The sequence below is a fragment of the Stenotrophomonas sp. PD6 genome (assembly GCF_049199305.1).
Lineage (GTDB): Bacteria > Pseudomonadota > Gammaproteobacteria > Xanthomonadales > Xanthomonadaceae > Stenotrophomonas.
The window spans coordinates 23,735-43,728 of the sequence record NZ_JBLZQD010000018.1 but is presented as its reverse complement, the minus strand read 5'-3'; the positions used below and the strand labels follow the sequence as shown (position 1 = coordinate 43,728).

Below are 19,994 nucleotides of genomic sequence, written 5' to 3'. Positions count from 1 at the left end.
AATTGTCCGGCTTACTGTCGGATCCAGATCCAGCCATGCCCTTTGTCGTCACCGAAAACTGCATCAAGTGCAAACACACCGATTGCGTGGAAGTGTGCCCCGTGGACTGCTTCCACGAAGGCCCGAACTTCCTGGTGATCGACCCGGATGAGTGCATCGACTGCACCCTCTGCGAACCCGAGTGCCCGGTCAACGCCATCTTCCCCGAAGACGACGTGCCCGCCGGCCAGGAAAAGTTCGTCGCGCTCAACGCCGAGCTGGCCAAGGCCTGGCCGGTCCTGACCGTGCGCAAGGACCCGCCCGAGGACGCCGGCGAATGGGACGGCAAGCCGGACAAGCTCCAGTACCTGGAGCGGTAACGCGGTAACGCATGAAAGGCGCCTTGGGCGCCTTTTTTGTGTCTGGTTGCGGTTGATTGCCTGGTGCCGGGCTCGCCCGGCTTCATGCATTTGGGCGAACAGCCCTTGATCTGCGAGGCTCCCTGGTTGGGGCCGTCGGGTGTGGGTTTGTGGGGGACGCTGCAAGTACGTCCATGTAAGCTCAGTCGCCGCATCCATGCGGCTCATGCCCCCTCAAACCCACCCCCGCCGACCCTTCGACAACAGGTCGGTGGCCACGGGACAAGCGGACATGGCGGCCGCAGGCCGCCTCGGCGTTTCCCATGGCAACGACACACTGTCAAAAGGTGGGTCCGGGCGGGTATGTGGGGGTGTGAGCGGCATGGATGCCGCGACCAAGCCCAAATGGACGGGTTTACGGCGTCCCCCACATGCCCGCCCGGACCCGCCTAAGCCAGAGATACCATCAGCCGAACGCTGTTCGCCTAAACGCAAAAAGCTGCCGGGCAACGCCCGGCAGCCTCATTGAGTCTGCAATCGCAACAGCACGTACCGACCAACGGTCGGTACCTACCGCGTTGTTTCGCAGGTCCAGCCTTATTACTGCGCCAGATTACTGCGCCAGCTTCGCCTTCAGCTCACCAAGGAGCTTGGTCGGGGCGGCACCGGTGGCCGGCAGGCCGCGCGGGTCCACGGCCGAGATGTAGACGCCGGCTTCGACGGCGACCACACGGACCAGGAAGTCGCTGCCTTCGAAGGCCACGTCGTAAGAGCCCAGCAGCTGGGCCTTGCTGGCGATCTTCAGGCCTTCAACCGACTCCAGCGCCGTGCCCACTTTCGCGAACACGTCTTCCTTGCTGCCCGGCACAGTGAAGCCGGCATTGTTGGCGGCTGCCGTCGACGGGGCCGGCTTGGCGGCCTGCGAGGCGAGCACCGGCACCTGTGCGGCCGGGTTGTTGCCCGGGGTGTTCAGGTCCGGCGGGACTTCCAGCGGACGCATCTCCGGGGCCAGCGCGTAATCGCCGCGGGCACCGCGCTTGAAGCAACCGGTGGTGCCCACCAGGGTGGCGGTAGCCAGGATCGCGAACGACAGCACGCGGATGGCGGAAACGGATTGACGCATGTGAATCTCCTGGGTCAGGCCACTGACATCAGTGGCTGGAAAGTGCTTCGAGCGCACCGATATCGGTGGCCAGGTGGTCGGCGGCAGCGTGGTGAGCCTCCGACAAGGACAGCAGTGGCAGGCGCAGACCGTGCCCGATGCCAATACGGTGCAGCAGCGCCTTCACCGGAATCGGGTTGGATTCGACCCCGCAGAAATCATGGAACGGCTCGAGACGGGCGTCCCAGGCCTCCGTGGCCGTGTGGTCGCCTGCGGCAGCCAGGTCGCACATCCGACGGTAGGCGCCCGGCAGTGCGTTCGAGCCGACCGAGATCAGCCCGTCCACCCCGGACAGAATGGACCGGGCGGCCGTGCCGTCGTCGCCACTGAGAATCGCGAAATCCGGCGAACGCAACGCCAGCAGCGCCTGGACCCGGCCCACGTCGCCGACCGCTTCCTTGATCCCGACGATGTTCGGGTGCGTGGCCAGCTCGGCCACCGTCTCCGGCAGCATGTCGCAGCCGGTACGGCCCGGCACGTTGTACAGGATCACCGGCAGCTCGCCCTGGTCGGCCACCGCGCGGAAGTGCGCGATCAGCCCGGCCTGGGTCGGGCGCACATACGGCGGGGTCACCACCAGCGCATGCGTCGCGCCGCTGGCGGCCGCCCGCCGGGTCTGCTCGATCGTCTTGGCGGTGCCGGACAGCCCGGTGCCGGCCAGGACCGGCACGCGCCCGGCCACCGTTTTGACCGCGCTGCGCAGCAGTTGGTCGTATTCGTCATCGGACAGGGTCGCGGCCTCGCCGGTCGAGCCGGCGACCACCACCCCGTGAACGCCACCCTCCAGTTGCAGGTGCAGCAGGCGCTGCCAACCGTCGGGATCCAATGCGCCATTGGCCTGGAAAGGCGTGGCCAGCGCGGTGATGAGACCGGAAAGAGACAAGGAAACGATGCTCGGAAGAAAGGGGGACGACGGCCACGTAAACGGCGGCCGGACGTACGTTGCATGTTACTTGCGGGTCGAAAGCGCGGGCAAGTATGCTGGACCCCGGTGAACGTGCCGTCGCCGGCGCCGTTCAGACTCATCCCGCATTACCGGAACCACCTTGACCGACACCACGCCGCGGCCTGCGCCGACCGAAAACCATCTCCTGATCAACGCCTACACGACGCATCCGGAGTCCCCCCTGCTGCCCGTCACCCGGCGCATCGCCGACAGCGGCTGCAACCTGGTCGATGCCCGCCTGGCTACCGTGGGCCGCGATGTCTCGGTGACCGCCCTGGCCACCGGCTCGTGGGACTCGGTGGCCAAGCTGGAAGCCATGCTGACCCGCCTGGAGCGCGAGGAAGGCCTGAAACTGGTCTGGTACCGCACCGGCGCCAAACAGGCCCAGTCCAACCTGCTGCCCTACATCGTGGAAGTGATTGCCGCCGACAAGCCCGGCATCCTGTTCCAGCTGGCCGACTTCTTCGACCGCCAGGGCATCACCATCGAAAACCTGCAGAGCACCCGCTACCGCGCCATGCAGACCGGTGCGGAGATGTTCTCCGCGCAGGTGACCATCGGCGTGCCGGCCAACATGCACATCGCCGCCCTGCGCGACGATTTCCTCGAATTCTGCGACCACCTCAACCTGGACGCGATCATGGACCCGATGAAGTTCTGACGGCTTCGCGCGTTCATCACGAACGCGCGGTGTTTCATGCAGTTGTAAGACGCCTCACTCAGGCTCCGAAGCAAGGACCTCATGAACAACGGCGATACCCTGGACAGCACCACCCTCGCCCTCCCGCTGGCCTTGTCCGGCGGCGAACACACCACCCTCGGCGATCTCGCCGGCCAATGGCTGGTGCTGTATTTCTACCCCAAGGACAGCACCCCGGGCTGCACCACCGAGGGCATCGACTTCAACGCCCTGCTGCCGAAGTTCAAGCGCGCCGGCGCCCGGGTGTTCGGCGTTTCCCGCGACTCGGTCAAGTCCCACGACAACTTCTGTGCCAAACAGGGCTTTGCCTTCCCGCTGATCAGCGACGGCGACGAGGCCCTGTGCAATGCGTTCGACGTGATCAAACTGAAGAACATGTACGGCAAGCAGGTGCGTGGCATCGAGCGCAGCACCTTCCTCATTTCTCCCGACAGTCGTATCGTGCAGTCGTGGCGCAAGGTGAAAGTGGCCGGCCACGCAGAATCCGTCCTTGAAGCCCTGAAGGCCGCGAAAACCCAGTGATCAATGTGCACCCCACAATGGCCATCACCCTGCCCCGCAGGTCGTGATGGCTTGTCCCTGTTCTGCCACCAGGAAATGACGATGACCCGAGGCAAGCGCATCTACGTTCTGGATACCAACGTGCTGATGCACGATCCAACCGCGCTGTTCAAGTTCGAGGAGCATGATGTCTACCTGCCGATGCAGGTGATCGAAGAGCTGGACAATGGCAAGAAGGGCACCACCGAGGCGAGCCGCAATGCGCGCCAGGTGAGCCGCTTCCTCAATGAGCTGGTGCAGGCCTCCGGCCTGGACAACCTGGCCGACGGCATTCCGCTGCAGCGGCCGAACGGGCTGCAACTGCGCGGCAAGCAGAGCGTGGGCCTGCTGCGCTTCCAGACCAGTCATTTCGAAGCGGGCAAGAGTTTCGGCGCGGTGATTCCGGACAACGCCATCCTCGGTGCGATCCTGGCGCTGAAGGAACAGATCCCGGAGATTCCGGTGGTGTTCGTGTCCAAGGACATCAACCTGCGGATCAAGGCGGCCATCGCCGGCATCGTCTCCGAAGACTACGAAAACGACCGGGCGCTGGACGATTTCAGCCTGCTCTACACCGGTGCCACCGAGCTGCCGGAAGACTTCTGGAAGAAGCACACCGACAGCCTGCGCAGCTGGAGTGACAAGGGCCGCACCAGCTACGAGATCCTCGCCAGCGACGACGAGAGCTGGCACCCCAACCAGTACGCCTACCTGCCCGGCGACGATGAAGTCGAACTGCGCGTGGCCAAGGTCGACAACGACAAGGTCACCCTGTCGCTGGTCAACGACTTCCGCCACGGCAGCCATGCGGTCTGGGGCATCAGCGCGCGCAACCGCGAGCAGAACTTCGCGCTCAATGCGCTGATGGACCCGGAGATCGACTTCGTCACGCTGCTCGGTACCGCAGGCACCGGCAAGACCCTGCTGGCGCTCGCCGCCGGCCTGGCCCAGACCATGGACCAGCAGCGCTACCGCGAGATCATCATGACCCGCGCCACGGTCAGCGTCGGCGAGGACATCGGCTTCCTGCCCGGCACCGAAGAAGAAAAGATGACGCCGTGGATGGGCGCGCTCACCGACAACCTGGAAGTGCTCACCCACACCCAGGAAGGCGGCGCCTGGGGGCGCGCGGCGACCAACGACCTGATTGCCAGCCGGATCAAGATCCGTTCGCTGAACTTCATGCGCGGCCGCACCTTCCTGTCGCGTTACCTGATCCTGGACGAGGCGCAGAACCTCACCCCGAAGCAGATGAAGACCCTGATCACCCGTGCCGGCCCCGGCACCAAGATCGTCTGCCTGGGCAACGTGGAGCAGATCGACACGCCGTACCTGACCGAAACCACCTCGGGCCTGACCTACGCGGTGGACCGCTTCAAAAACTGGCCGCACAGCGCGCATGTCACGCTTCGCCGTGGCGAGCGTTCGCGCCTGGCCGACTACGCCTCGGAGGTGTTGTGAACCGTTTCCTTCCCCGTGCCGTGCTGCCACTGGCGCTGGCCGCGCTGGCGGCGGCCTGCACGCCCGCCAACACGCGGCCTGGTGCCAGCGTGCCTACCGCCGTGAAAACCGGCCAATCCTGGGTGGTGACCCGTCCGGTCATCGCCGCCCAGGTGCTGGATACCTGCTCCCGCCCCAGCCCCGGCCAGCCGCCGGGGCGGGTCACCGGCTACTGGGCCCCCAGCCGCCAGCAGATCGAGCAGCTCGAAGCGCAGCTGCCCGCGCTGGACGCGCAGGTGCCAGGTGCCGCCGACTTCGACCGCCAGTACGTGGGTGTCGAGCTGGAGGGCAGGCAGCTGATCTACCTCAACGCATTCCGGCTGCCCGACCAGAGCGAGACCGATCCGGCGCGCGAAGCGATCCGCGTCTGCGATGGCGGCCGCCAGTTCTGGGGCGCACTGTTCGATCCGGCCAGCAACCAGTTCTCCGAGGTGCAGTTCAACGGCCCACCTGCGGATCACTGAGCACAGCGTGATCCGCACCGCACACTGCCGATGAACATCCGGCTGCCCACCTGGGTGTGGATCGGCGCGATCGCCTTGTCCTGCGTGGCCGGGATGGTCAACGTGGTCGGCTTCCTGGGCTTCGAGCACCAGGCGGTCAGCCACATGACCGGCACCACCAGCCAGCTTGGCATGGCCCTGGCGCAGGGCGACTGGCGGGTGGTCGGCCACCTGTGGGGCCTGCTGATCGCGTTCTGCCTGGGCGCCATGCTGAGCGGGATGATCGTGCAGGACAGCGCTCTGCAGCTGGGTCGTCGCTACGGGGTGGTACTGACCCTGGAATCGCTCCTGCTGCTGGCCGCCATACCGCTGTTCAAGCAACACCAGATCTGGGGTGCGCTGGCCGCCGCGATGGCCTGCGGCCTACAGAACGCGATGGCCACCACGTTCAGTGGCGCGGTGGTGCGCACCACCCATCTCAGCGGGATGTTCACCGATCTGGGCATCGGACTGGGCCACCTGCTGCGCGGCCTGCCGCTGCCGATCCGGCGCCTGACGCTAAGCGGCCTGATCGTGAGCGGCTTCCTGGCCGGCGGCATCCTCGGCGCGTGGCTGTTCGTGCGCTTCGGCTACAACGCCCTGCTGGCACCTGCAGTACTGACCGGCGGCACCGGGCTGGGCTACGTGCTCTACGCCCAATGGCGGCTGCTGCACCGGCGCTGAGAACGCCCCCGGCGCACCACCGCCGCAAACACTGCACAATCGCCACATGAGCCCATCCACGCCCGTCTCCGCCCTCACCATTGCCGGTTCCGATTCCGGCGGTGGTGCCGGCATCCAGGCCGACCTGAAAGCCTTCGCCGCGCATCGCGTGCACGGGCTGTCGGCGATTGCCGCCCTCACCGCGCAGAACACCCGCGGCGTCACCGCCGTGCATGTGCCCCCGCTGGAGTTCCTGCAGGCGCAGATCGACGCCTGCTTCGCCGACTTCGACATCCACGCCGTGAAGCTGGGCATGCTGGCCAACGCCGAGGTGATCGCGCTGGTGGCCGACGCGCTGGAAAAATACCGTCCTCCCCATGTGGTGCTGGACCCGGTGATGGTCGCCACCAGTGGCGCCCGGCTGCTGGAAGACAGCGCGTTGCACGCGCTGCGCACGCGCCTGCTGCCGCTGGCCACGCTGCTCACGCCCAATACCCCGGAAGCGGAACTGCTGCTGGGCCGGCGCATCCAGAATGCCGACGACGCCGAAGACGCCGCCGCCGCACTGCTCGACCTGGGCGCCGGCGCGGTGCTGCTCAAGGGCGGCCACATGGCCGAAGGCACGCGGGTGATCGACCGCTACTTCGATGGCGTCAGCAGCGAGGAATTCATCCACGCACGGCTGCCGGTGGACGCACACGGCACCGGCTGCACGCTGGCCTCGGCAATTGCCGCGCAGCTGTGCTGCGGGCTGTCGCTGCCCAACGCCTGCGAGGCGGCGATCGACTACGTCGCGCGCGGCCTGCAGAGCGGCTACGCACCCGGCCGCAGCGACGTGCTGGTGCTCGACCACTTCGGCGCGGCGTGGTCGGCATGACGCGCGCCCTGGCGATACCCGTCGCGACCGACGATGGCCACCGTTTCGAACTGATCGCACGCGTGCCGGTGCAACCGCGCGCGCACCTGCTGTGGCTGCCGGCCCTAGGGGTGTCCGCGCGCAACTACCAGCCCTTCGCCGATGCATTGGCCGCGCGCGGCATTGCCGTGTTCCTGCACGAATGGCGCGGCAATGGCAGCAGCAGCCTGCGCCCGTCGCGGCAGCAGGACTGGGGCTACCGCGAGATCCTCGAATGCGACCTGCCGGCCAGCCTCCGGGCGCTGCGCCTGCACGGCAACGCGCCGCTGATCATCGGCGGGCACAGCCTGGGCGGCCAGCTGGCCTGCATGTTCGCCGGCCTGCACCCGGGGGTGTTCGAACGCTTCTGGCTGGTGGCCACCGGCACGCCGTATTGGCGCGCCTTCCCCGCCCCACGCGGCTGGGCACTGCCGTTGTTCTACCGCTTCCTGCCGTGGCTGGCTCAGCGCCAGGGCGTGCTGCATGGGCGCCGGGTGGGCTTCGGCGGTACCGAGGCGCGTGGATTGATCCGCGACTGGGCAAAGGTGGGCCTGAACAACCACTACGCGGCCATCGGCATGGCCCAGGACCTGGAAGGCAGCATGCGCGGGCTGCAGGGCCACGCCAGCGCGGTGGTCATGGCGGAGGATTGGTTCGCCCCCACCGGCTCGATGCAGGGTCTGCTGGCCAAGCTGCCGCAGGTGGATGCCACACTGTCGGTGCTGACGGCATCGGCACTAGGAGCGCGGGCCGATCACTTCGCCTGGATGAAGTCGCCGGAGGCCGTGGCGAAGGCGCTTTTTCATTCATTTGAATGAAGTTCTTCACAAAGGCGTTGACGGATGCGGCGTCGATCCGCATAATTCCGCTCCTGTTGACGCGCCCGTAGCTCAGTTGGATAGAGTACCTGGCTACGAACCAGGCGGTCGGGAGTTCGAATCTCTCCGGGCGCACCATCAACAGGCCAGCAGTTTCGCCTCTGCCGGTAGTCGTAAAACAACGTGATGTAAATGCGCCCGTAGCTCAGTTGGATAGAGTACCTGGCTACGAACCAGGCGGTCGGGAGTTCGAATCTCTCCGGGCGCACCATTACATCTCGGCAACAACCAGACAATGCAAGCGCGCCCGTAGCTCAGTTGGATAGAGTACCTGGCTACGAACCAGGCGGTCGGGAGTTCGAATCTCTCCGGGCGCACCATTGCATCGATGAGAAGAAAGGCAGCCACTGGCTGCCTTTTTTGTTTCTGATGTTCCCCGGCGATGTAGAGCCACCCCATGGGTGGCTGCCCTTCGTTCCTGCACCGCGATGCCACCCATGGGGTGGCACTACCCGCGTGCGGGGACCCGCGGCTGCACCGCGGCCATTGCCCTGCGATCCGCTTCCTGCGGCACTTCCGGCGCGGGGCAGCGGCCACCCGCATGGTCATCGTGCGCCAGCCAGTCATCCACCACGCCACTCAGCAGGTCCAAGCGCAGCGGCAGGGTGATGTGGTCTTCGCCGCGCATTTCGATGTAATGCACGCGCGGACTGGCGGCGGCCAATGCACGCCCCTGCTCCACCCGCACGTGCGCATCGTTCTGGCCATGCAGCAGCAGCATGCAGGCACGCGTGTCGGCAACGGCGCGGGTTACGTCCACGTCATTCAGATCCAGGTCCAGGCGCTGGCTGGCGGCGGCAATCACCGCATCGATGTTCTGCCCGCCGTAGCGCCACCGCCCGTAGGTCGCCATGGCCTGCGCCTTCCACGCGGTGGGCTGCAGCGACATCAGGTGCGGAATCATGCTGCGGATGGCGTCGCCCGCATTGGCGAACGATTCCATCGCCACCACGCCGGTGACGCGGTCGCCGAGCTTGTCGGCGGTGAACAGCGCCGTGGCCGCACCGTAGGACACGCCGAACAGATACAGCGGACCGACCACCTCGCCACGGCGCTGCAACGCATCGATCACATCGATCACGTCGTCGGATTCGAACGTGCCATAGCCCGACGGTCCCGCACCGGAATGCCCGTGGTTGCGCAGGTCGATGGTGATCACCCGATAGCCCGATTCGGCCAGCTGCAGCGACCACGGCAGCATCGCATCGCCGTTCATCATCCAGCCGTGCAGCAGCACCACGGTGCCGCGCGGGGCCTGCGCCTGGAACGGCTGCGGCAAGGCCAGCTTCAGGCCGGTGTTCAACGGCTCGCCGTTGTCATGCTGCTGGGCCAGATACTGGTAGTGCAGCCCGTAGCGACCAGGATCGAACGCCCGCCAGAACAGCGGCACGCCGGCGCGCCCGGTCACGAAACCGTGGCGATTGGGCACCGCCGCCACCGCCTCGGCAATACGCGCGGTATCGAGCAGCGTGGACACGCCAACGGGCGCGACCAGGCGGTCGCTGAGCGAGGTGGAGGCAGCGGAGGAATTGAGCGATGAGCACGCGGCCAGCCACAGGCCGGCCCCGGCCAGCAGCAACAGCAGCAGGCGTTTCATGGGCGCAGAGGTTCACATTGAGCCGCGCAGATTAACCATCGCGCCCGGGGCGCTCTACCGCAACCACATGACCGATCGATGACAGCCCAGCCATTGTTCATTTATCCCGAACGTTACAACCACCCCTCCATCGTCTCCCACCACCCCGCCATCACCCCCTCCCGCCGCATCCGCTCCCGCCACCAGCGCAATGCCGCCCCCTCCTCGCCCGTCCGCCAGGCCAACCACAGGGTCTCGTCCGGCTTGGGCTCCTCCACCTGCCTGACCACCAGCCGGCCCTGGGCCACGGCGGCCTGCACATACGGCTCGGGCAGGAACCCGAAGCCCAGCCCGGCGCATTGCAGCCGGAACTTGCTCACCGTATCGGGCACGGTGACCGTCTCCTGCCCCATCAGCAGCCCGACCGTACGCGGCAGCAGCCGCCGCGCGGAATCGGCCACGGCAATCGCGCAATGCGCCGCCAGCTGCTCGCGCCCCAACGGCGCCTTCGCCGCCGCCAGTGGATGGCCCGGCGCCACCGCGAACACGAAGCGCACCACTCCCATCGGCTCCACCACGTAGCCCCCGCCACTGGGGCCCTCGCCCGCCGCCCCCACCAGCAGGTCGGCGCGCCGGTCCAGCAGCGCCTCCCAGGTACCGGACAACGCCTCGCTGATCAGCCGCACACGGGTCTGTTCGGCCACACCGCCGAACGCACGCACGTCCTCGGCCAGCAGCGCCGGCTGGAACAGTGAATCGACCGCCACGGTCAGCTCCGCCTCCCAGCCCGAGGCCACCCGCCGCACCCGCATCTCCAGCTCGCGGGCGGCGCGCAGCAGGTGCCGGCCCTCGTCCAGCAGCGCCACGCCCGCCTCGGTCAGGTGCGCCCGGGGCCCGATCCGGTCGAACAGCTGCACGCCCAGGTCCTGCTCCAGCTTGGAGACGGTGTAGGAGATGGTCGAAGGCACCTTGTGCAGCTCCTTGCCGGCCGAGGCGAAGGAGCCGCGGCGGTCGATCGCATCCAGGATCTGCAGTGCGTCGAGACTGAGCTTAAGCATTCGAATTTTTCGATGATGGCTTGCAAAACTATCCGTTTTTCAAGCCGACGGTGCAAGCGGATACTGGCGCCAACAGGAAAGGGGCAGCAAACACCTCCCCGGACCGCCATCGAAACCATCGAACACCCTGAGGAGAACATCATGCTGCAGATCCGCAAGAGCGCCACCCGCGGCCAGGCCAACCATGGCTGGCTGAACTCCCAGCACACCTTCTCCTTCGCCAATTACTACGACCCGCGCTATACCAGCTTCGGCCCGTTGCGCGTGATCAACGAAGACAAGGTCGTCGGCGGCCAGGGCTTCGGCACCCACAGCCACAGCAACATGGAGATCATCTCCTACGTGCTCGGCGGCGCGCTGGAGCACAAGGACTCGATGGGCACCGGCTCGGTGCTGCGCTACGGCGATGTGCAGCGCATGAGCGCCGGCAGCGGGGTCAGCCACAGCGAGTTCAACCACTCGCCCGACGAGACCGTGCACTTCCTGCAGATCTGGCTGTTCCCGGACACCGAGAACATCCCCCCGAGCTACCAGGAAACCCACTTCGCGCCGGAGGCCAAGCGCGGCCAGCTGCGCCTGATCGCCTCGAAGGATGGCCGCGACGGGTCGCTGCTGATCCACCAGGACACCAACATCTACGCCACCCTCCTGGACGGCGAAGAGCGCGTGCACCTGGCCCTGGCGCCGCAGCGTGGCGCCTATGTGCAGGTGGCGCGTGGCCAGCTGCAGGTCAACGGCATCACGCTGGAGACCGGCGATGCGCTGCAGGTCCGTGACGAAGCCCAGCTCACGCTGGAGAACGCCAGCGATGCCGAAGTGCTGGTGTTCGACCTGCCGCTGTAAGCCGTGATGCGGCAAACCGGTCACCCCGCCTGGCGGGGTGACCGGTGCCTGCGACTCAGAACCGGTAGGTCACGTTCAGCCGCACGTTGCGCGGCTCGCCCCATGTGTAGGTGCTGTACCAGCTGAAGATCGTGTAGTAGTGCTTGTCGAGCAGGTTGTTGACGTTCACCGAGGCGGCAAGGCGATCATTGAATTCATAGCGCGCCATCGCATCCAGCAGCCAGTACGGCTCGGTGCGATGGACCAGGCTACCGCCGTTGGCGGGGTTGGTGATCGTGCCGAAGGTGCTGCCCTGCCACCGCGCACCGCCGCCCACGCTCCAGCCCTGCAACGGCCCGGTCAGGCGATAGCTGCTGTGCAGGCTGAACTGGTCTTCCGGCTCCAGCGTGGACACCTTGGTGGACTGCTGCCGGGCCACTTTGTGCGCATAGCCGCCCTGCACCTGCCAACCGGGTGCCAGCTGGCCGGACAGTTCCAGCTCGTAGCCCTTCGTACGCACGCCCATCAGGCCGCGATACGCGATTCCACCACTCGGCGTCAGCCCGCCACTGGGCTCGGCGTAGTTGTCCTGCTCCAACTGGAACACCGCAGCACTGGCGTTGAGGCGGTCGTCGAAGAACCCCGCCTTCAGGCCGGCTTCGTAGCTGCGCCCTTCCAGCGGATCCAGCACGCGGCCCTGCTCGTTCTGGTAGCCCTGCGGTTTGAAGATGGTGCTGTAGCTGGCGTATACCGACACCGTGCGACCGAGGTCGTACACCAGGCCGGCGTACGGCACGACCACGCCACTCTCATCCGTATCGGGCGATCGGTAATTGGCGATGCGGCTGCCGAGAATCAATTTGAGCGGATCGGCCAGGTTGAAGCGGCCCACGACATAGGCACCGCTCTCACGGGTGACCTGGTTGTCGCCGAAGCCCCACTGCCAGTCCGGCTCGGGAACGTCGCCGGTCCATGCGCGGTAGTCGGCCACATCGCCCACATAGCCCGGCTGCGGCGAGTAGCCGTTGTTGATCCAGCGCTTGCGCGACACGCTGCCACCCACCACCAGTTCGTGCTCGCGACCGAACCATTCGAACGCACCGCTCACGTACAGATCGGCGGCATTGCTGGTGGTCTTGCCGATGTACTGCCCCAGCCACATGCTCACGCCTTCGCCGGTCACCGGATCCGGATTGCCGCCTGCGGCCGCGCCAAGCGACGCGTCATAGCCGTTGACCTGGTGGTTGAGCTGCAGCTTGGCCACCCAGTCGTTGCCGAAGGTGTGCTCCAGGGTGGCAAAACCGGTACGGCTGTACTGGCCCCAGCGACTCCAGCGGGCGCCGTTGTTGAACGAGCGCGGCATGCGGTTGAAGTTGCCGGTGCTGTCCAGCAGCGGGATGCCACCCCAGCTGGAGCCCTGCGGATCGCTGTCCTGGTAATCGGCGCCGACGGTGAGCAGGGTGCTGTCGCCGATGTCCGCCTCGAGGATGCCGTAGAACACCTGGTTGCTGCGCTGGTAATGGTCGACGTTGGAATGCTTGTCCTGATAGGCCGCCACGGCCCGGCCGCGAACGCGACCGCTGTCGGTCAGCGGTCCGCCCACATCGACTTCCGCGCGATAGCTGTCCCATGACCCGGCGCCCAGCGTGGCACTGCCGGCCAGCGCGCGCGTAGGCTTCTTGCGCACCAGGTTGATGGTCGCACCGGGATCGCCCATGCCGGTCAGCAGTCCGGTCGCGCCCTTGAGCACCTCCACCCGGTCGTAGATGGCCGTGTCGCTGAGCGTGTTGCCCGCCGAGTACGACGAATCACGCGCCATCGGAATGCCGTCGTACTGGAAGTTCTGCACCGCGAAGCCGCGCGCGTAGTACTCGGTGCGCTCGCTGTCGTAGGTAACGATGCTCACCCCGGGGGTGACCTTCATGATGTCGTCGATGCCGTTGAGGGCAAAGTCATCCATCTGCTGGCGCGTGATCACGCTGATCGACTGCGGCGTCTGCCGCGGGGTGAGCACCAGCCGGGTGGCGGTGGCGATCGTGCCGGGCGTGTAGGAGCCACTTCCTTCGGTGACGGTGCCCAGCTGATTGGCCGAGACCTGCACGGTCTGCAGCGTCTTCGCCTCACCCTGCGCACGCGCGGCATCAGCCGCGGCTGACTGGGCGTGCGCGGCGCCCGTGGAGACGATCAGGGCCAGTACACCGGCGACCGCCTTCATCAGCGGAGCGTGCGGCATCGCCGCGATACGAACGGATGAACGCGTTGGAACAACACGAAGTGAAGCAACGGACACGGCAACGCCTCCAGACAGGACGGGAATCCTCTGGCGGCGGCTGGAGGCAGGGAATGGGCGCCATCATCGCGCATCTTCGGCCGAACCGGAAGTTGCCGGCGGCACGCCGATGACGCAAAGAAAAAGGCCTTCGTACTTTCGTACGAAGGCCTCTTCTTGTTACTGGCGGAGCGGGAGGGATTCGAACCCTCGATAGAGTTTTAAGCCCTATACTCCCTTAGCAGGGGAGCCCCTTCAGCCACTCGGGCACCGCTCCAGTATTCGTCTTCCGCCGCTGCGGTGTTTCTTCTCAGCGGGGGCGCGAAGAATAACGTTTTTCGCACCCCGAGGTAAAGCCTTAATCGGAAGAATTTTCACTTCCGGATGCATTCGGCTCGTCGCCTCGCTGGATACGCTGGTAAATCTCTTCGCGGTGCACGGCCACATCCTTCGGAGCGGTGATACCAATACGCACCTGGTTGCCCTTGACGCCGAGCACGGTCACGCTGACCGAGTCACCGATCATCAGGGTTTCGCCAACACGGCGAGTCAGGATCAACATTTTTTCAAGTCTCCAGGGAACCGGTGGATTTTCCCCACCGGCTCGGCGTCCAGCCAAGGAACGCCACACGACAAAGGGGAAAGATTAGCCATAGTACCGTCAGCCCTCCCGCCCCATCAAGGAGCAGGAGGATTCAGGCGTTCAGATACGCGGGGTGACCCAGTCCACGACGGCGGCCAGTGCAGAAGCAAGGGCGGGCCCGTCCTCACCACCACCCTGGGCGAGGTCCGGGCGGCCGCCGCCCTTGCCTCCGATCTGACTGGCGATGTGGGACAACAGTTCCCCCGCCTTGACCTTGCCCATTGCGCTGCCGTTCACGCCGGCGACCAGGGCGGCCTTGCCGTCCTGGGTGCCCGCCAACACGATCACGGCGTCACCCAGCTGCTGCTTGAGGCGGTCGATTGCGTCACGCAGCGCCTTGGCATCGAAGCCTTCCAGGCGTGCAGCGAGAATCTTGACGCCCTTGACCTCAACTGCGCTGCCGCCCAGGTCCGAGGTCGCGCCGGCGGCCTGCTTGGCCTTCAGTTGGTCCAGTTCGCGTTCCAGCTTCTTCTGCCGTTCGCCGAGCTGGCGGATCTTCTCGACCACATCGGCGGCGCTGCCGCCGAGCAGCGCGGCCGCTTCGGTGAGCTGCGCTTCTTCTTGGGCCACGTAGTCCAGCGCACCCTGTCCGGTGACCGCTTCGATGCGGCGCACGCCGGAGGACACGCCGCCTTCGGAGGTGATCTTGAACAGACCGATGTCGCCGGTGCGGCTCACGTGCGTACCGCCACACAGTTCGGTGGAGTAATCGCCCATCTTCAGCACGCGCACGTTCTCGCCGTACTTCTCGCCGAACAGCGCCATCGCGCCGAAGTCCAGCGCTTCCTGCATGGCCATGTTGCGCACTTCGACGGCGTTGTTGATGCGCACCTGTTCGTTGACCTTGCGCTCGATCACGGCAAGATCCGCCGCACTGATCGGCTCGAAATGCGAGAAGTCGAATCGCAGGCGGTCGGGCGCAACCAGCGACCCCTTCTGATGCACATGGGTGCCCAGCACTTCGCGCAACGCGGCGTGCAGCAGATGGGTGGCCGAGTGGTTGAGGATGGTGGCGCCGCGACGGTCGCCGTCGACCTGGCCGCTGAGCACGTCCCCGACCTTCAGGCTGCCGCTGGCGATCTGGCCGACGTGGCCGTGGTACTGGCCGGCGAATTTCTGGGTATCGCTGATCTGCAGCTGCACGCCATTGCCGGCGAGCGTGCCGGTATCGCCAACCTGGCCACCGGATTCGGCATAGAACGGGGTCTGGTCGGTGAGCACGATGACGTCGTCGCCGGCCTGCGCGCTGTCCACTGGGCGGCCGTCCTTGAGCAGGGCCACCACGGTCAGGCCGTCGGCCTGCAGCCGGTCATAGCCCAGGAAGACAGTCGGCTTGAGCGTGGCGACCAGCTCGGCGGACAGGACCACGCCTGCACCGCCCTTGCCTGCCTTGCGGCCGTCGTCACGCTGCTTCTTCATCGCCGCATCGAAGCCGTCGATGTCCACGACCAGGTCGCGCTCGCGCGCGATGTCCTGGGTGAGGTCCAGCGGGAAGCCGTAGGTGTCGTACAGGCGGAATGCATCCACGCCCGGGATGATCCCGTTGGTCACCTGGGCGGCGACGTCGTCGAAGATCTTCATGCCCGAATCGAGCGTCTGCGCGAAACGCTCTTCTTCGGCCTGCAGCGCACGCACGACGATGTCGGCCTGGGCCGGCAGGTCCGGATAGGCTTCGCCCATCTGCTCGACCAGGGTCGGCACCAGCTTGCTGAAGAACGGCTGGCGAACGCCCAGCATCCAGCCATGGCGCAGGGCGCGGCGGATGATACGGCGCAGCACGTAGCCGCGACCTTCGTTGGACGGCAGCACGCCATCGACGACCAGGAACGAGCACGCGCGGATGTGATCGGCGATCACGCGCAGCGACTTGTTCTCCAGGTCGGCCATGCCGGTCAGTTCGCTGGCCTTGCGGATCAGCGCCTGGAACAGGTCGATTTCATAGTTGGTGTGCACGTGCTGCAGGATCGCCGCGAGGCGCTCCAGGCCCATGCCCGTGTCCACGCACGGCGCCGGCAGCGGCACCAGGGTGCCGTCGGGCTGGCGGTCGAACTGCATGAACACCAGGTTCCAGATTTCGATGTAGCGGTCACCATCTTCGTCCGGCGAGCCCGGGGGGCCACCGGCGATATGCGCGCCATGGTCGTAGAAGATCTCGGTGCACGGGCCGCAAGGACCGGTGTCGGCCATCTGCCAGAAGTTGTCCGACGCAAACGGCGCGCCCTTGTTGTCGCCGATGCGCACAATGCGCTCTTCCGGAATGCCCACCATGTCGCGCCACAGCGCGTAGGCCTCGTCATCGGTCTGGTAGACGGTGACCAGCAGGCGGTCGGCCGGCAGCTTCCAGACCTGGGTCAGCAGCTCCCATGCCCAGGCGATGGCGTCCTTCTTGAAGTAGTCGCCGAACGACCAGTTGCCCAGCATTTCGAAGAAGGTGTGGTGGCGCGCGGTGTAGCCGACCTGGTCCAGGTCGTTGTGCTTGCCGCCGGCGCGCAGGCAGCGCTGGACGTCGGCAGCGCGCACGTAGCTGCGCTTCTCGGCGCCAAGGAACACGTCCTTGAACTGCACCATGCCGGAATTGGTGAACAACAGGGTCGGATCATTGCCCGGCACCAGCGGTGCCGACGGCACGATGGTGTGGCCCTTGCCCTTGAAGAACTCAAGGAAGTCGCTGCGGATCTGGGAGGTGGTGAAGGTGGCGGATTCGGTCATGGGGGGCTGGCTGTCTGCGGGCCGGTCAGTCCCTCGCACGCAGCCCCAATGGCCGGGTGTCGATTGCAGGACCGCCGAAACCACAAAGGGTATCAGGCCCGGGCCTTACGGACATCCCGCCCGTGCCCTTCCTTACTCTTCCGGATCGAATCGGGTCGCCCGGCGGATGCTGTCGCCGTCGAAGCCCCGCCGGGCCAGCAGATCGGCCGCCTTGCGGCGCTGGGCCAGCTCCTGCGGGCCCGCCTCACCAAACCGGCGGCAGACCAGGTCCCGCGCGTTCTCGGTCCAGTCGCCCTCAAAGGTGTCCATGGCCGCGGCGATCTGCTCGCTGTCCAGCCCGTGGGTGCCCAGTTCGGCGCGGATGTGGATCGGCCCATACCCGGTGTTGGCGCGGATACGGACCAGATTCTCGGCAAACCGGGTGTCGTCCTGCCAGCCGGCCTCGCGGAGCTTGTCCACCGCGGCCACGGCGGCTTCGGTTTCGATCCCGCGGGCCTGGAGCTTGCGGGTCAGCTCCTTGCGTGAATGTTCGCGGCGCACCAGCAGACCCAGCGCCCGCTGGACGGGGGTCTGTTCACTGACACGGCGTTTGCGGCGGGGTGCCGGGGCGTCGGAATCCTGCATGGCAACCTTCAATCAGATGCGCCGTCCCTGGCGCTCCCCCCCGTCGGGGGAATACGGAAACCGCGGGACAGAGCGAGCGTCACTGACGGCGCTGCCCTGCCCCGCAGGAAACTTACTCGGCGTCGTCTTCGCCGTCGTCCTCACCACCCTCACGGACGGCTTCGGCCGGCTGGAACTTCTCGCGCAGCTCGGCTTCCAGGCGCTGGGCGATCTGCGGGTTGTCGCGCAGGTAGCCGCGGGCGTTGTCCTTGCCCTGGCCGATGCGCTCTTCGCCGTAGCTGTACCAGGCGCCGGCCTTCTCGACCAGCTTGGCTTCCACGCCCATGTCGATCAGTTCGCCTTCGCGGCTGATGCCTTCGCCATACAGGATCTCGGTGATGACCTGCTTGAACGGGGGCGCCAGCTTGTTCTTGACGACCTTGATCTTGGTCTGGTTGCCGATGATCTCGTCGCCCTTCTTGATCGCGCCGATACGGCGGATGTCCAGACGGACCGAGGCGTAGAACTTCAGCGCGTTGCCGCCGGTGGTCACTTCCGGGCTCTGGCCCGGCATCATCACGCCGATCTTCATGCGCAACTGGTTGATGAACACCACCAGGGTATTGGACCGCTTGATGTTGCCGGTCAACTTGCGCAGCGCCTGGCTCATCAGACGGGCCTGCAGGCCCGGCAGCTGGTCGCCCATTTCGCCTTCGATTTCCGCCTTGGGGGTCAGGGCGGCGACCGAGTCGATCACCACGATGTCCACCGAACTGGAGCGCACCAGCATGTCGGCGATTTCCAGCGCCTGCTCACCGGTGTCCGGCTGCGACAACAGCAGGTCATCGACGTTCACGCCCAGCTTGGCGGCGTAGATCGGGTCCAGGGCATGCTCGGCGTCGATGAAGGCGGCGGTGCCGCCCTTCTTCTGGCATTCGGCGATGGCCTGCAGGGTCAGGGTGGTCTTGCCGGAGGATTCCGGCCCGTAGATCTCAACGACACGCCCCTTGGGCAGGCCACCGATGCCGAGCGCGATATCCAGCATCAGCGACCCGGTGGGGATGACCTCGACCGCTTCGACGACGCGGTCGCCCATGCGCATCACGGCGCCCTTGCCGAACTGCTTTTCGATCTGGCTCAGCGCGGCGGTGAGGGCACGCTTCTTGTTCTCGTCCATCGGATGGGTCCTTGCAGAGGTCGTGTCGGTGGAGGTGCTGTCTTTGGAAGTCTTCTTGGCCATGGGTTCACTTTAAGGCTGGCGTATCGCACAGGCTGAGATTCTGCCCGGCGTTCGGAAAAAAATTATCGGACATCCGTACCAACCTCAGCGGAACCAGAGATTCGCCACAAAAGACCGTGCATATCGAGCGGTGTGCGGATCAGCGGTTCGGGCGCAGCAGACCGCAATAGAGGCCTTCGATGGCGAAGTCCTGATCCGGGAGAACTTCAATCGGCTTGTAATCGGGGTTGCGCGGCAGCAGGCGGATGCGGTCCTTGCCCATCTTCAGCAGCTTGACGGTGATCTCGTCATCGATGCGCGCCACCACGATCTGGCCGGAGCGGGCGTCGCGGGTGCGATGGACGCCGATCAGGTCGCCGTCGAAGATGCCCTCGTCGATCATCGAGTCGCCCTGGACCTTGAGCAGGTAGTCCGGCGCGGGCGAGAAGAACACCCGGTCCAGGACCACGAAGTCGTCCGAGCCGATGTCCGCGCCGATCGGGAGACCGGCCGCGACCCGGCCCAGCACCGGCAGGCGCAGCACGTGGTCGGGCAGCGCAGGCACCGCCAGCGAGGCCGGCAGGCCGTCCTGCAGCGGCGGCACCTGCACCAGCCGGATGCCGCGGGCCTGGCCGGGAATGCGACGGATCGCCCCGGCCTGCTCCAGCGCTTCCAGGTGGTACTGCGCGGCCCGGACGCCCTTGAAGCCAAAGGCACGGGCGATTTCCGTCTGCGACGGCGGTGCGCCGTCGGTCTCGATACGCTCGGCGATCAACTGCAGGATCGCCTGCTGGGTGTCGGTAAGGTCCATGGTTAGTAGTATTACTACTAACACCCGACCTCCACAAGTGCCCAGACAGAAAAAAGCGAAGACAGCGCCGCGGTATCCGGATCCAAACGAAGGCCCATAGCAATGCGTAGCGCCGGGCTCTGCCCGGCCGCCCCCCGCAGCCCCGCCCAAACAAACCAAATAGCAAAACAAAAAGCCCCC

The 19,994-nt window shown here is 66.2% G+C and carries 19 protein-coding genes and 4 tRNA genes; 12 read left to right on the top strand and 11 right to left on the bottom strand.

Annotated elements, in window-relative coordinates; translation table 11 throughout:
• The first annotated feature begins 35 nt into the window (after positions 1–35).
• Positions 36–359: a ferredoxin FdxA gene (fdxA, locus tag ACOZHM_RS18585; RefSeq protein ID WP_421570776.1), complete on the top strand. Its 324-nt coding sequence runs from the start codon at positions 36–38 to the stop codon at positions 357–359.
• Positions 360–951: 592 nt separating this feature from the next.
• Here the strand turns inward: fdxA and ACOZHM_RS18580 are convergent.
• Both ACOZHM_RS18580 and dapA read right to left on the bottom strand, forming a co-directional pair.
• Positions 952–1,461, bottom strand: coding sequence for a hypothetical protein (locus ACOZHM_RS18580; RefSeq protein ID WP_421570775.1), 510 nt, complete (start codon positions 1,459–1,461; stop codon positions 952–954).
• A gap of 28 nt (positions 1,462–1,489) precedes the next feature.
• The gene (gene dapA / locus ACOZHM_RS18575) at positions 1,490–2,383 is read right to left on the bottom strand and encodes a 4-hydroxy-tetrahydrodipicolinate synthase (RefSeq protein WP_421570774.1); all 894 of its coding nucleotides are present in this window, start codon (positions 2,381–2,383) and stop codon (positions 1,490–1,492) included.
• Between the two features lie 163 nt (positions 2,384–2,546).
• Here dapA and ACOZHM_RS18570 point away from each other — a divergent pair, with 163 nt between their 5' ends.
• The 10 genes from ACOZHM_RS18570 to ACOZHM_RS18525 all read left to right on the top strand — a co-directional run bounded on the left by ACOZHM_RS18570 (position 2,547) and on the right by ACOZHM_RS18525 (position 8,424).
• Positions 2,547–3,107 carry a glycine cleavage system protein R gene (locus tag ACOZHM_RS18570; protein WP_019183297.1) on the top strand — a complete coding sequence of 187 codons (561 nt, stop codon included), beginning with the start codon at positions 2,547–2,549 and terminating at the stop codon, positions 3,105–3,107.
• Between the two features lie 81 nt (positions 3,108–3,188).
• Positions 3,189–3,668 (top strand): peroxiredoxin, encoded by a 480-nt coding sequence (locus tag ACOZHM_RS18565; protein WP_421570773.1) that lies wholly within the window; start codon positions 3,189–3,191, stop codon positions 3,666–3,668.
• A gap of 81 nt (positions 3,669–3,749) precedes the next feature.
• Complete coding sequence (locus tag ACOZHM_RS18560) at positions 3,750–5,147, top strand: PhoH family protein (RefSeq protein WP_421570772.1); 1,398 nt, start codon at positions 3,750–3,752, stop codon at positions 5,145–5,147.
• Complete coding sequence (locus ACOZHM_RS18555) at positions 5,144–5,650, top strand: hypothetical protein (protein WP_421570771.1); 507 nt, start codon at positions 5,144–5,146, stop codon at positions 5,648–5,650. The genes ACOZHM_RS18560 and ACOZHM_RS18555 overlap by 4 nt, the downstream gene beginning before the upstream one ends.
• Positions 5,651–5,680: 30 nt before the next feature.
• Positions 5,681–6,352 carry a YoaK family protein gene (locus ACOZHM_RS18550; RefSeq protein ID WP_421570770.1) on the top strand — a complete coding sequence of 224 codons (672 nt, stop codon included), beginning with the start codon at positions 5,681–5,683 and terminating at the stop codon, positions 6,350–6,352.
• A gap of 46 nt (positions 6,353–6,398) precedes the next feature.
• Positions 6,399–7,208 (top strand): bifunctional hydroxymethylpyrimidine kinase/phosphomethylpyrimidine kinase, encoded by an 810-nt coding sequence (gene thiD, locus ACOZHM_RS18545; RefSeq protein ID WP_421570769.1) that lies wholly within the window; start codon positions 6,399–6,401, stop codon positions 7,206–7,208.
• A complete protein-coding gene (locus ACOZHM_RS18540) occupies positions 7,205–8,044 on the top strand; it encodes an alpha/beta fold hydrolase (protein WP_421570768.1) in 840 nt (279 codons plus the stop codon). The genes thiD and ACOZHM_RS18540 overlap by 4 nt, the downstream gene beginning before the upstream one ends.
• 61 nt (positions 8,045–8,105) lie before the next feature.
• Positions 8,106–8,182, top strand: a tRNA-Arg gene (locus ACOZHM_RS18535).
• 56 nt (positions 8,183–8,238) lie between these two features.
• Positions 8,239–8,315 (top strand) — tRNA-Arg (locus ACOZHM_RS18530).
• Positions 8,316–8,347: 32 nt separating this feature from the next.
• Positions 8,348–8,424 (top strand) — tRNA-Arg (locus tag ACOZHM_RS18525).
• Between the two features lie 128 nt (positions 8,425–8,552).
• Here ACOZHM_RS18525 and ACOZHM_RS18520 read toward each other — a convergent pair.
• Entirely contained in the window at positions 8,553–9,701 is a 1,149-nt protein-coding gene (locus ACOZHM_RS18520) for an alpha/beta fold hydrolase (protein ID WP_421570767.1), read from the bottom strand.
• A 113-nt stretch (positions 9,702–9,814) separates the two neighbouring features.
• The gene (locus ACOZHM_RS18515; RefSeq protein WP_421570766.1) at positions 9,815–10,738 is read right to left on the bottom strand and encodes a LysR family transcriptional regulator; all 924 of its coding nucleotides are present in this window, start codon (positions 10,736–10,738) and stop codon (positions 9,815–9,817) included.
• A 141-nt stretch (positions 10,739–10,879) separates the two neighbouring features.
• On the opposite strand from ACOZHM_RS18515, the gene ACOZHM_RS18510 reads away from it, so the two are divergent.
• A complete protein-coding gene (locus tag ACOZHM_RS18510; protein ID WP_421570765.1) occupies positions 10,880–11,581 on the top strand; it encodes a pirin family protein in 702 nt (233 codons plus the stop codon).
• A gap of 55 nt (positions 11,582–11,636) precedes the next feature.
• Here the strand turns inward: ACOZHM_RS18510 and ACOZHM_RS18505 are convergent, their stop codons facing one another.
• The 7 genes from ACOZHM_RS18505 to lexA all read right to left on the bottom strand — a co-directional run bounded on the left by ACOZHM_RS18505 (position 11,637) and on the right by lexA (position 19,814).
• A complete protein-coding gene (locus ACOZHM_RS18505; protein ID WP_421570764.1) occupies positions 11,637–13,793 on the bottom strand; it encodes a TonB-dependent siderophore receptor in 2,157 nt (718 codons plus the stop codon).
• A 220-nt stretch (positions 13,794–14,013) separates the two neighbouring features.
• A tRNA-Ser gene (locus ACOZHM_RS18500) sits at positions 14,014–14,106 on the bottom strand.
• An 81-nt stretch (positions 14,107–14,187) separates the two neighbouring features.
• Complete coding sequence (csrA, locus tag ACOZHM_RS18495; protein ID WP_019183311.1) at positions 14,188–14,391, bottom strand: carbon storage regulator CsrA; 204 nt, start codon at positions 14,389–14,391, stop codon at positions 14,188–14,190.
• Between the two features lie 141 nt (positions 14,392–14,532).
• Complete coding sequence (alaS, locus tag ACOZHM_RS18490) at positions 14,533–17,181, bottom strand: alanine--tRNA ligase (protein ID WP_421570763.1); 2,649 nt, start codon at positions 17,179–17,181, stop codon at positions 14,533–14,535.
• A 132-nt stretch (positions 17,182–17,313) separates the two neighbouring features.
• Positions 17,314–17,805, bottom strand: coding sequence for a recombination regulator RecX (gene recX, locus ACOZHM_RS18485; protein WP_421570762.1), 492 nt, complete (start codon positions 17,803–17,805; stop codon positions 17,314–17,316).
• A 112-nt stretch (positions 17,806–17,917) separates the two neighbouring features.
• The gene (gene recA / locus ACOZHM_RS18480) at positions 17,918–18,961 is read right to left on the bottom strand and encodes a recombinase RecA (RefSeq protein ID WP_421570823.1); all 1,044 of its coding nucleotides are present in this window, start codon (positions 18,959–18,961) and stop codon (positions 17,918–17,920) included.
• 202 nt (positions 18,962–19,163) lie between these two features.
• The gene (gene lexA / locus ACOZHM_RS18475; protein ID WP_421570761.1) at positions 19,164–19,814 is read right to left on the bottom strand and encodes a transcriptional repressor LexA; all 651 of its coding nucleotides are present in this window, start codon (positions 19,812–19,814) and stop codon (positions 19,164–19,166) included.
• Between the last annotated feature and the right edge of the window lie 180 nt (positions 19,815–19,994).

Bases quoted from the DNA above. Each gene is read 5' to 3' on its own strand.
- fdxA (WP_421570776.1), top strand. From the start codon at position 36: ATGCCCTTTGTCGTCACCGAAAACTGCATCAAGTGCAAACACACCGAT.
- ACOZHM_RS18580 (WP_421570775.1), bottom strand. From the start codon at position 1,461: ATGCGTCAATCCGTTTCCGCCATCCGCGTGCTGTCGTTCGCGATCCTG.
- ACOZHM_RS18565 (WP_421570773.1), top strand. From the start codon at position 3,189: ATGAACAACGGCGATACCCTGGACAGCACCACCCTCGCCCTCCCGCTG.
- ACOZHM_RS18560 (WP_421570772.1), top strand. From the start codon at position 3,750: ATGACCCGAGGCAAGCGCATCTACGTTCTGGATACCAACGTGCTGATG.
- ACOZHM_RS18550 (WP_421570770.1), top strand. From the start codon at position 5,681: ATGAACATCCGGCTGCCCACCTGGGTGTGGATCGGCGCGATCGCCTTG.
- thiD (WP_421570769.1), top strand. From the start codon at position 6,399: ATGAGCCCATCCACGCCCGTCTCCGCCCTCACCATTGCCGGTTCCGAT.
- ACOZHM_RS18540 (WP_421570768.1), top strand. From the start codon at position 7,205: ATGACGCGCGCCCTGGCGATACCCGTCGCGACCGACGATGGCCACCGT.
- ACOZHM_RS18520 (WP_421570767.1), bottom strand. From the start codon at position 9,701: ATGAAACGCCTGCTGCTGTTGCTGCTGGCCGGGGCCGGCCTGTGGCTG.
- ACOZHM_RS18515 (WP_421570766.1), bottom strand. From the start codon at position 10,738: ATGCTTAAGCTCAGTCTCGACGCACTGCAGATCCTGGATGCGATCGAC.
- ACOZHM_RS18510 (WP_421570765.1), top strand. From the start codon at position 10,880: ATGCTGCAGATCCGCAAGAGCGCCACCCGCGGCCAGGCCAACCATGGC.
- ACOZHM_RS18505 (WP_421570764.1), bottom strand. From the start codon at position 13,793: ATGCCGCACGCTCCGCTGATGAAGGCGGTCGCCGGTGTACTGGCCCTG.
- csrA (WP_019183311.1), bottom strand. From the start codon at position 14,391: ATGTTGATCCTGACTCGCCGTGTTGGCGAAACCCTGATGATCGGTGAC.
- alaS (WP_421570763.1), bottom strand. From the start codon at position 17,181: ATGACCGAATCCGCCACCTTCACCACCTCCCAGATCCGCAGCGACTTC.
- recX (WP_421570762.1), bottom strand. From the start codon at position 17,805: ATGCAGGATTCCGACGCCCCGGCACCCCGCCGCAAACGCCGTGTCAGT.
- recA (WP_421570823.1), bottom strand. From the start codon at position 18,961: ATGGACGAGAACAAGAAGCGTGCCCTCACCGCCGCGCTGAGCCAGATC.
- lexA (WP_421570761.1), bottom strand. From the start codon at position 19,814: ATGGACCTTACCGACACCCAGCAGGCGATCCTGCAGTTGATCGCCGAG.